This window comes from Ktedonobacteraceae bacterium (assembly GCA_035653615.1).
Taxonomy (GTDB): Bacteria; Chloroflexota; Ktedonobacteria; order Ktedonobacterales; family Ktedonobacteraceae; genus DASRBN01.
In genome coordinates, this window is the sequence record DASRBN010000037.1 from 273,444 (window position 1) to 284,353 (window position 10,910).

Here is a 10,910-nt window from a genome sequence, read left to right on the forward strand (position 1 = left end):
ACCTTAACGCATCACAAGTATCATTAACCAAATCTTGACTTTATTGCCATGGGACTTCGTGATGCATTTCGATACAATCAGCATAGAAATCGAAATGCCTGTACCTATCTGCAACATGCAGTAGGGGCGAACCTTTGTGATCGCCCGCCGTACCCTTATGGTCGCCCTAAGAAGGAGAATTTCCAGGATTATGAAGAATTCGGTGTGCCTTTTGTGGCTTGAAGGGGTGAGGCCGGAGCGCCTTTCGGCGATTCCTTTCCTCACGGAGCAGATTAAAAATGGTGTTGATCTTCAACTGGCCCCATTACCACTCGGTGAGAAAAGTGTTTGTTACTATCAAACACTTACCGGCACGGGCTCGGGCAAGTTGGGTCGATTCGATGCTGTATATCCTGCGGGGTATAAGGCACAAGAGGATACAGGTGTTCCCGATGGCGCCTACGGGCGCCTCTTACCCGACCTTCTTCGCTCGAAGAAACTGGAAGTGACGTTCTTCGAGACGAAGAACAGAGAAATATTGCATACGCTGGCCGATCAATCCTTTGATTGTGCCATTGTACGTTTGCTGGATATGGGCGGTGCCGGTGATGATGAGCTGGATGCTATGCTGCGCCGCTGTGCCGGGCAACTCGCTCCTCAAACGCACCTGCTGGTACTAGCGGATGCATGGGATAGACCGGCCCCAAAACTGGTGAACATCAATGATTTTCTAGCAGATGTGGGGCTGCTGGAAGCAGGTGCGGATCGCGACCAGGCGCACATCGTGTGGTCGGAAACCCTGGCATATGGCTTAGGAACCGGCCAGGTCTGGATCAATTTGCGCGGTCGGGAGCCACAGGGAATCGTCGGGTCTGGGCGTGAGTACCAGGATGTGTGTGATGCCTTGATCAATGAACTGCGTACCAACTGGCGCGATCCTGAGACCAATGAACTCGTCGTTGAGCAGGTGCTGCGCAGAGAAGAGGCCTATAGCGGCGATTACCTTTTTAAGGCGCCTGACCTGGTCGTCGTCTACCGTCCCGGCTATGCAGCCTCTCCAAAGGCAGTAGCGCTGGATTTCGATGGTCAAAGCGTGCGCGCCGGTGGCCAGACCCTTGATGCTTCCTCAACTGCTCCTTTCGCTCGCCTCACCGGTAGCGGTCCTTGCCTGGCTCGTGGTTTCGTAGCGAACGGCAAACTGGTTGACCTGGTGCCCAGCCTGCTCTATCTGTTAGATTGTCCTGTGCCCACGTATGTTGATGGAAACGTCATTTCGTCCATGTTCACCCCATCGTATCGCGAACAGACTCCCATCCGGCAACTGGATAGTGATGATGATCTGCTTTCCGATGAGGAAGAGGGCATGATTGTGGACCGGCTGCGCGACCTGGGCTACCTGGGATAAACCAACGGCCTCTATAGGGACAGGCCGCTGTCCCTATAGAGGTAATTATAGATAGTGAGGAACATAGCAAGCATGCAAGACCCTTTCGTCACCATTATTATACCTACCTGCAATCGTCCCTTTCTCTTAGGGCACTGTATCGAGCATGTTCTTGCGCAGCCATACCCGCGCAAGGAAATCATCGTGGTCGATAGTTCATCCAACGATGAAAGCGAGAGTGTCGTTGCCCGCTATCCAGAAGTAATCAGCGTGCGTATACGCGGGCAGCACGATAACCGGCCCACAGCAAAGAATACCGGCATGACCTATGCCTCTGGCGACCTTATCTGTTTCCTGGATGACGATGCCATGGTCTGTCCAACCTGGCTCGATACAGTACTCGAAATACATCAGGATGATACCATCGGCGCGGCTGGCGGTCGTGTCGTGCGTGCGCCCAGGCCCTACGCCGACCAGCAAAGCGGTCCGCCACGCATGACTGTCACGAAATCAGGGCGCGTTATCTGGGAAGGCGCAGATCTCGTCAGCACCGAGCGCGTTGATGTCGATCACCTGATCTCCTGTAATGTCTCGTTCCGCCGTGATGCCCTGGAGCAGGTAGGAGGCTTTGACCCCAACTATACCATAACCAGTCTGCGTGAAGAGACTGACCTGTGTATTCGTGTCAAAAAGGCTGGCTGGCGGCTGGTCTATGAGCCGAAGATGGAGGTAACCCATTACTCGGCGCGCAGTCAGGGCTACTTCATGCGCCAGCCGGTCGCCCAATTCTCGAGCGGTCGCAACGGCGTCTACTTCGCCATTAAACAATGTGGCCTCACGCCGCAGGTGCTTGTTGACCAGTTGGTTGTAGAGCCGGGCAAGAACCTGGCAAAAGCGAGTTCGCTGGCGGCGATGTTCATGGTGGGCGCCTCGGCTCAAATAGTCGGTCGAGCTGTGGGCCTTGGGGTAGGTTTAAAGTGGATGATGAGCCAGAAGATGCGCGAAAACGCCGATCCCAAAATTCAGATGCGCACCCGGCCCGTAAGCGAAGATACTCATGAATCGATAGCTGATGAAGATAAATCACTCGTTTAACATCGACAGTATTGTATACATTTGAGACGAACAAATCGCTCTCTTGAAAGGGAGTAAAACACATGCGTGTATTTTTATTTGGTGTTGATGGCCTCACGTACCGTGTCCTGCATCCAATGATGGAGCGCGGCCTGTTGCCCAATTTTCAACGCCTGCGCGACGAAGGGGTTGAAGGCATCTTGAAATCAACGACGCCCCCCGTCACCCCTCCCGCGTGGACATCGATTGCTACCGGTCTCTCACCCTCCAAACATGGAATCTATGATTTCTGGGAATATGAGCAGTCAGAAAATGGACCCATCCCTCATGTTATGACGCATCGCAAAGGTGGCAAAGCCATCTGGAATGTCTTGAGCGACTGGGGCAAGCGGGTCGTCATCGCGAATGTCCCCATGACCTATCCGCCTGAGCCAGTCAATGGAATTATGCTGAGCGGCCTGATGGCCCCTGAGATGCAGGCCAACGTAACCTATCCCACCGCTTTGAAAGAAGAATTGCTGGCAGAAGTGCCGAAGTACCATATCGACATCAACCCAGCCGTCTCCTGCGGGCAGAGAGGCGATGTCTTCGTCGACGTATTGGAGATGACACGCCATCGCAATGCCATGTTGCGCCTGCTGCTCAAGAAGCCATGGGATTTCTTTTTCTTCGTCTATACCGGCGCTGATCGCATCCAGCACTTGCGCTGGGATGAGATTATGGCGTTCCATCCCATGGCCGTAGAGTATTACCAGATGGTTGATGAGGGGTTGGGCATGGTGCTGGATGAATTAGGGCCTGAAGACATGCTCATGGTTGTCTCAGATCATGGCTTCCAGGGAGCCTCCCGCAAGTTTTACCTGCAGGAATATCTCTATCGTAACGGCTGGCTGCAAATGCAGGGCAGCAACCGCACGCGCGCGCAGCTCTTCGGCATGGTCAGAGCGATAGCACGATCCTTGAACATACAAAAACCTGCCCGCCAGATATACCGCCGCCTGCGTCATAAGCAGATCGAAGCCCTGGCAAACGAGAATCATCCGGCCATCTTGCCCAAGATAGACTGGGCAAAATCGCGCGCCTGGGTTCAATCCACATCGGGTGAGCTTGCCGGCTATGCCGATATCTTCTTCCACGACTCTGTCACCGAGGAAGAGATTGAGGAACTGACGAAAGCCTTGAAAGACCTGCGCGACCCTCTGAATGACCAACCGCTGGTGATAGAAGCGCATCGTGAAGACGCCTTTGGCAACGGTCCTTTTGCGCCCGCTCAGCGCCACCTCGTCATCCTATCCGGCGAGAACACCTCCATCTACACACAATTGGGGCGCATATCCCTCTGGGAAACGCGTGGTAATGGGCATGATGTATCAACCGGCATTCACCATCCCGATGGCATCGTCTACCTGTATGGCGCGGGCGTCAAAAAGGGCACGACGATAGCTCCGACCCATATCTACCAGGTCGTTCCGACCATCTTGACCGCCATGGGCGTACCGCTTCCAGAAGATCTGGATGGCAAACCCATGGAGGAACCGTTCGAGAAGCAACTCACCGCCGGTGCAGGAACTGGCGGCAGCGAACTGGTGAAGCAGAAGCTGAAGAAGTTGGCGGCGCGATCCTCATAGAATGCTTTTCTAGTAGAGTGTAGAGCAAATTACTCCGGCACTCCCACTCGGGAGTGCCGGAGTAATTTGCTCTACACTCTACTACCCATCAGTTATGAAACCTTAACCTGAAGCTGCCGATTATTACCAGAGTGCAACAGCAAATCCGTAAGCCAATTACGGCGCGGATGATACAGTAAGGAATGGAAGACCTGTAAATTCGTCGGGGAGAACATTCCAATTCTCTCGTGTGGAAAGAATTGCCAACAATTGAAGCGCGGAATGGCGATTGTGTTGGTTGGGCTGAAACAATCCGGTTGACGCAATTAGAGAAGGCGATAGAAGCATAAGGCGGAATATTTGCGCATGAGTAACCAGCTTGAACAAAAACCTGGAACCCTGCCACAGAAGCAACTGCACCGGCTGCGGCTGCTTCCGATTGTAGAGTTTCTTGATGATGAGGTTACGTTGAAGATGCCTGCGTTCAATGGATTGCACCAGCACGTGGACATGATGCCCACCCCTCTCATGGGTCTGGAACAATGGGAGGCTGAGCAGCTATTAGCGCCTCGCCGCCCGGCGCAAGTGAAGTCGCCGGACAAAATAAGCGATGACCCTGATTTTGAGAAGCTCAGCACCATTCCCATGATGGTGCTGAAAGATATCGCGAAGAAGCAGGGGCAATCATCGCCTGAGATGCAATCGGAGATTTCGGGAGCGGCCAGCAATGCTGCCGTTGTCGGCCTGGGCAATGTCGTCGGCTTCATCTTCAAGTACGGTAACAACCTGCTGATACAGCGTTCGCTGGGAGCCGTCAATTTCGGCCTCTATTCGGTCAGCCTCTCTATCGTCACACTGGTTGCCTCCATCGTAGACCTCGGCCTCGATAATGCCATGATCCGCTACATCGCTATCTATAAAGGCAAACAGCAGTCGCATCTGATGCGCAACCTGTCCCTGTTTTGCTCAGTTATGGTCAGTATAACGGGCATGCTAGGAGCATTCTTCGTCCTGTTTTTTGGACCCTGGTTAAGCGCTCTCTTTCATAAGCCCACCACAGCTCCTATCCTGTTGATTATGGCGCCAATCGTTCCCGTTACCTGTTTGCAAAACGTCTGGATCGGTGGGTTGCAGGGCCTCAAAGAGTTCAAGCGGCGTGTCTTTGTGCAGCGCTTTTTAGTGCCCCTCGTCGTATTCCTGTTGATGCTCGTCGTTGCCGCCTTCTTCCCCAATATCACCTGGGTTGCCGTTATCACGTTCATCAGTGTGATGCTCAGCGCGGTCATCAATCTGTACTTCCTTTTTCGCGCCGTCAATCGTGCCGATAAGCAAAAAGCACTCCAGGAGCAGCACAGGTACTATGAAATACGCACCTGGCTGGGCTTTGCTATTCCCAATTTCCTGACCCAGGTCATCAATACCGTCCTGGATTCGGTAGACACGCTCTTGCTCGCTTTCTTTGTGCCGGCCCTTGCCATTGGACAATATGCCGCGGCCATCAAGATTAGTGGCTTTATCCTCTTGCCGATGGTTTCCTTGAACGTGATGTTCTCACCAACCATCGCCGAACTGCATGCCAGGGGTGAAAATAAAAAACTGGCGGCCATGTTCAAAGTGGTGACGCACTGGACGATTACGCTCTCCCTGCCGGTCTTTATCATAGCCATCATCTTCTCTGTCCCATTGCTCGGCCTTTCCGGTCCCAGCTTTGTGCCGGCCTGGCCATTGCTGATCGCGTTATCCACCGGCTACATGGTCAGCGCCGCAGCCGGGGCAGTCGGCAATGTCTTATTGATGACCGGTCATCAAAGATACTCGCTCTTCAACTCGCTCGCGGTAGTTGCTCTGAATGTTGTACTGGGTATCATCCTGACGTCGAGATATGGCGCGATGGGAACTGCCATCAGCACCGGGCTGGCTATTGCCGTAGTAAATATCATTCGCCTGGTTGAGGTGCGCTTCTTACTCAAAATGCATCCCTATCGCTGGCGCATGTTCAAACCTTTAGCCGCGGGGGCAATCAGCGCCGCGCTCGTAGGTATATTGCTCTACTTGCTCGGCCTCACTCATTTTGCTCTGCACGTCGGCAAATATACGCTTTCAGTGCAACTTGCCTTAATTCCAGTATTCCTGCTCTGTTATTTCCGGTTGATCGGACTGTTTAAGATCAGTCCTGAAGATAAAATCGTCGTGGATCGATTGCGCAAGCGTTTTGGGCGCGGCAAAGGTAAGAAAAAAGGCGGACGTGGCGGAAAACAAGGACTTGTAAGGGCGTTCCCTTGAGGTCGCCCTCCAATTTGAGCAGGCGTACCCCGGTGGTCGCCCGTAGAAAGGTTCAAGCTCCGTGAGGAACAACATCTGGTTTCTGCCCAAGAAACCCGGTATGCAACGTATGCTTTTCCATGCTATCAATCATTCAGGTCTTGGTCATCTTAATCGCTCGATAGCGGTGGCGCAATGGCTAAAAGCTGGTATTCCGAATTTGCAGGTGCTATTCCTCATCGAAGGCGGTGAGAATTTCATTACTCCTACCGGCCTTCCGTGGATTATGGTACCCGGCCATAATCAGGCCAGCGAAAATGAGAATTGCGAACAGATTACACGCAACATTCTCAACGTGTTCCAACCCGATGTCATGATGCATGAAACGGTGTTACATGAGCCGATCCATCGAGCGGTGCGCGATGCGGGTGTCAAGGAAGCCCTGATGGCCAACGTCGGTGGTCTATTACGTGATGAACTTACCCATTCCTTAGACAGGATGAATGAACTGGACCTGTTGATCGTCTTGCAGCAAAGACAGGAAGTAGCGCCTGAAGATCAGGCGCTCATCGATCAATTTACCGGTAAAACCTTGTTCGCCGGCCCGCTGGTGCGGCAGAAAGATCGCTTTGCCGGAGATGCCCTGCGCAAAAAGCTCCACCTCGCGGAGGCAGACCAGGCCATTTTGCTGACCTTTGGAGGTGGCGGATACAATCTCACGGGAGAATTGCTCGCCAATACGCTGGCAGCAAGATCGGCTATCCTGGAGCAGTATCCGCGAGCAAAACTTATCGTCATTACAGGGCCATATTTTAGCGGCGAATTGCCTGCGGAGGATGATTTTGTCTGCTATGCCAGCCGCTTTGAGCCATTTCTGACCGATTATCTCAATATTGCCTCGGCGGTCGTGTGCATGGCCGGTTATAGTACTGTCAATGAGATAGCGGCCTCCGGTGTACCCGCGGTTTGCGTGCCCGCTGCCGAAGCCGATGACCAGGTCGGAGCAGGGAATATGGAAGAATACGCTCTGCGTTTCCCCAATATTCGTATAGGCTCCACTGCTACCGGGGATCTCGCGCAGCAGGTCATAAGTGCCCTGGGACGAGAGCGTGACCTCTCCGTCACGCAGGAATTTGCTCGCAGGGCAACGGCGGCTGCCGCAAGCATCGTTGACGAAATAAAAACTCTTTTTTGATCTCGCTGTTTAGAAAAATAGAAAAGAGAAGGATAGAGCATATGAGTGAAGCTATTATTCCCCAGGAGCATGCAAAAATACAACATGTGATCGCTGTCATGAGCGGCAAAGGGGGCGTCGGGAAATCTCTGATTACCGCTCTGCTGGCCATTGCGCTGAGACGGCAGGGGCTACAGGTCGGCATTCTGGATGGCGACCTCACCGGTCCGAGCATTGTGAGCATGTTTGGTCCCGAAATCCAACTTTCTGTGACCGGTGATGGTAGCATTGAACCACTAGTAAGCGAGGAAGGGCTGAAAATTATGTCCATGAGCCTGTTCCTGGAGAATGAAGCAGACCCGACTGTATGGCAGGGATCAATGCTTGCCAGCGCTTTTAAACAATTCTATAGCGAAGTAGCCTGGGGCGAGCTTGATTACTTGCTGGTCGATGTGCAATCCGGCACATCTGATGTGCCCATGACTATTTTGCGATCACTTCCATTAGATGGTGTCGTTATCGTCTCATCTCCACAGGTGCTGGCCACGACTGTGGCGAAGAAGACGATCAATATGGTTCATCAATTCCATGTCCCGATGCTTGGCATCGTAGAAAACATGGCCTATTTTATGGCACCAGGAGAAGAGTATTGCGAGATCTTTGGCTCCGGCCATGCATCCGAACTGGTCTCATTAGCCAACGCTTCTCTATTAGGGCAATTGCCCCTTGATCCCAAACTGGGCGTGCTCGCCGACACCGGCCACATTGAAGAGTATCATTCGCAGGCCTATGAAGCTTTAACGGCAAACTGGCTCAAGGCGCTCAAGATCGAGCAGTAGTTCGAACAGGGCGCCAGAATTTCTTGATAGAGGCAGAGATTCTTCGCTTCGCTCAGAATGACATGGCAGGGCATGTCATTCTGAGCGAGTGAGTCGAAGCCCTGAGCGAAGCGAACGGGGCAGAATCTGCCAGCATGAACCTCCGAATCGGGTTGGAATAGGAAATCAGGAGGATTTTCGTTCTCGCCCGTTTTCCATCCTTCCAGAAAGATGGAATTTGAAACGAGGGGACTTAGGGGTAATAATCTCTAAGTGGATATTGGGAGTGGTTCCCATAATGACCTCCCATTATCCTGAATCAAATTGATGGAGTAAGTAATCAATGCGGACAGTAAAACGAATTTGTATCATCGTATCTATCGTTGCGCTTTTAGGGTTAAGCAGCTGGTACCTGCTTCCCTCTACTATTTTCCGTAATGCGCGTGCATCTGGCCCACTGGCCGGAACGCCAACTGCGACCCCGACTGCGACCGCAACGCCAGTACCTACAACACCGATCAAGTACATCGTGGTCCTGATGATGGAAAACCGCACCTTCGATAATCTGTTTGGGCGCTTTCCCGGGGCCAATGGCGTTACCCTGCCTCAGGCCACCGACCCGGTCTACAGAGATTTTGACCACCAGGGGCCTCCTGTACTCGCCGCTATTGATGGTGGCAAAATGGATGAATTCCCCGCGCGCGGCCAGGTCCAATATACCCAGGCGGATATCCCCAATTATTGGAGTTATGCCCAGCATTATGGGCTTGGCGATAATTTCTTTACTTCTGTGGCCTCCAGCAGTACGCCAAACCACATAGCGATGGTCGCCGCACAGAGCGGGGGGCTTGATACATCGGTGACCGTCAAGGGTGGCACCTTCGTCAAAGGTGGATGTAAGACGACGCAAAACAACATTGCATACTCCCGGCATCCCGATACCAATACCGGCTATTTTGGCTATGGCTGTTACAACATCAACAGCATACCGCAGGAACTGGACGCAGCAGGAATCAGCTGGCGCTATTATAATGGCAATCCCACCTGGGATGGCCCCGGCTACATCCAGGATGTCGCATACTCGAAGAACCTGGTGAGCAATTCAAACCAGTTTCTTAGCGATGTGAAGCATGGAAAAATGGCCGCTGTGAACTGGCTTATCCCGCCCACCAGTGACCAGAGCGATCATCCGCCCCACTCGTTGTTGGCGGGTCAGGATTATGTGACGAGTGTAGTCAATACTGTCATGCAGAGCCAATACTGGGCCAATACCGCCATCTTCGTCACCTGGGATGATTGGGGCGGCTTTTATGACCATGTCGTACCGCCTACGATAGATGGGCTGGGTTTAGGCCCGCGCACCCCGCTGCTCGTCATCTCGCCCTATGCGAAGCCCGGCTATATCTCGCATCAACTGGGAGAGTTCTCCTCTTTCGATAAGTTCATCGAGGCAGATTATAACCTGCCCAGCCTGGGCCAGCGCGATTCACTTCCGCAGATAAGCAACCTGATGGATTACTTTGACTTCCAAAGCCCACCACAGCCTCCGCTGATCCTCAATATGCTTCCCTATTCCAGAATGATCCACGTGATTGCCACAGCAGGTGGAGGTCACACACATCTACCCTATATCGCCGGTTGTATTACTCCCACGCAGGGCGATGTCAACACCGTCTACCATTTTGATATTGCCTACACGTCCAATTCTTCTCCCACCGAATCGGTCGTCACAATTGACGGCGTCAACTACCAGATGAACGACCTCGGAAAACTGCCGAGCAACGGGGGAGAGCTCTACGATTACGCCACAAAGTTAGCGCTCGGTACCCATCAATTTAGCTTTACTTTTTCGGATGGCAAAACGACCGCCACCATTCCTGACAATAATACCCAGTTCACAGGCCCATACGTGGAAACGTTCGATCTCACCACCAGTATATCCACGAATATCGCCACATTTGGTTCCACAGTCACCTATACCACCAAATATGTTTCACCGACGAATACTCCGCCCACCCTTGAGGAAATCGACATTGATGGCATTCCCTACCAGATGACCTCTGATGGGTCAACCAACTATAAAGCCGGTGTCAAATACACCTATAGCACGAAGAGTCTTTCCGTCGGTGAGCATTACTATCGCGTGCGGTTCGACGATAGTAACAATGGCTCCGACCTTGTCATTCAGGAGGGCAACTCAACCCCTGATATAACTCCGATCTGGTTGTCAAAGTCTTCGGTCAGCCCGACCTCCGGTACCGGTTCAACCGTCTTTACCTACCAGACAACCTACCTGGATACGTCGAACGAACCTCCAACGCAGGCGATCCTGTTCGTAGACAAAACCCATGCCTATCCCATGACCTATGTCTCCGGTTCATATAACACAGGCGCAATCTACCAGGCGACTGTAAGTGGCCTCTCGGACGGGAAACACACCTTCTTCTTCTACTTTGCGGACGCTCAGAGTCAATGGGCCGATCCCATCACGAACCTCTATTCCGGCCCCGACGTAGGACCAAATGCTCATGCCATTGCTCCTGGAACGCAGATCAACACCGATCCAACAACAGGCGATGGTGAGGATGATAGTTAGGCAAGGGTAAGTCAAA

At 52.7% G+C, this 10,910-nt stretch carries 7 protein-coding genes; all 7 read left to right on the plus strand.

Going from position 1 to position 10,910, the window contains the following annotated elements; genetic code table 11:
* The first annotated feature begins 190 nt into the window (after positions 1-190).
* The 7 genes from VFA09_22315 to VFA09_22345 all read left to right on the plus strand — a co-directional run bounded on the left by VFA09_22315 (position 191) and on the right by VFA09_22345 (position 10,894).
* Positions 191-1,384: a hypothetical protein gene (locus tag VFA09_22315; protein ID HZU70022.1), complete on the plus strand. Its 1,194-nt coding sequence runs from the start codon at positions 191-193 to the stop codon at positions 1,382-1,384.
* Between the two features lie 72 nt (positions 1,385-1,456).
* The gene (locus VFA09_22320; protein HZU70023.1) at positions 1,457-2,458 is read left to right on the plus strand and encodes a glycosyltransferase; all 1,002 of its coding nucleotides are present in this window, start codon (positions 1,457-1,459) and stop codon (positions 2,456-2,458) included.
* 62 nt (positions 2,459-2,520) lie between these two features.
* Positions 2,521-4,065 carry an alkaline phosphatase family protein gene (locus VFA09_22325; protein HZU70024.1) on the plus strand — a complete coding sequence of 515 codons (1,545 nt, stop codon included), beginning with the start codon at positions 2,521-2,523 and terminating at the stop codon, positions 4,063-4,065.
* A gap of 345 nt (positions 4,066-4,410) precedes the next feature.
* Positions 4,411-6,327: a flippase gene (locus VFA09_22330; protein HZU70025.1), complete on the plus strand. Its 1,917-nt coding sequence runs from the start codon at positions 4,411-4,413 to the stop codon at positions 6,325-6,327.
* Positions 6,328-6,427: 100 nt separating this feature from the next.
* The gene (locus tag VFA09_22335) at positions 6,428-7,501 is read left to right on the plus strand and encodes a glycosyltransferase (protein HZU70026.1); all 1,074 of its coding nucleotides are present in this window, start codon (positions 6,428-6,430) and stop codon (positions 7,499-7,501) included.
* 41 nt (positions 7,502-7,542) lie between these two features.
* On the plus strand, positions 7,543-8,319 hold the full coding sequence (locus VFA09_22340) for an Mrp/NBP35 family ATP-binding protein (GenBank protein ID HZU70027.1): 777 nt from the start codon (positions 7,543-7,545) through the stop codon (positions 8,317-8,319).
* A gap of 322 nt (positions 8,320-8,641) precedes the next feature.
* Complete coding sequence (locus tag VFA09_22345; protein HZU70028.1) at positions 8,642-10,894, plus strand: alkaline phosphatase family protein; 2,253 nt, start codon at positions 8,642-8,644, stop codon at positions 10,892-10,894.
* Positions 10,895-10,910 lie beyond the last annotated feature (16 nt).

Excerpts from the sequence above, each read along its gene's own strand:
- VFA09_22330 (HZU70025.1), top strand. The coding sequence starts at position 4,411 with ATGAGTAACCAGCTTGAACAAAAACCTGGAACCCTGCCACAGAAGCAA.
- VFA09_22320 (HZU70023.1), top strand. The coding sequence starts at position 1,457 with ATGCAAGACCCTTTCGTCACCATTATTATACCTACCTGCAATCGTCCC.
- VFA09_22325 (HZU70024.1), top strand. The coding sequence starts at position 2,521 with ATGCGTGTATTTTTATTTGGTGTTGATGGCCTCACGTACCGTGTCCTG.
- VFA09_22335 (HZU70026.1), top strand. The coding sequence starts at position 6,428 with ATGCAACGTATGCTTTTCCATGCTATCAATCATTCAGGTCTTGGTCAT.
- VFA09_22315 (HZU70022.1), top strand. The coding sequence starts at position 191 with ATGAAGAATTCGGTGTGCCTTTTGTGGCTTGAAGGGGTGAGGCCGGAG.
- VFA09_22345 (HZU70028.1), top strand. The coding sequence starts at position 8,642 with ATGCGGACAGTAAAACGAATTTGTATCATCGTATCTATCGTTGCGCTT.
- VFA09_22340 (HZU70027.1), top strand. The coding sequence starts at position 7,543 with ATGAGTGAAGCTATTATTCCCCAGGAGCATGCAAAAATACAACATGTG.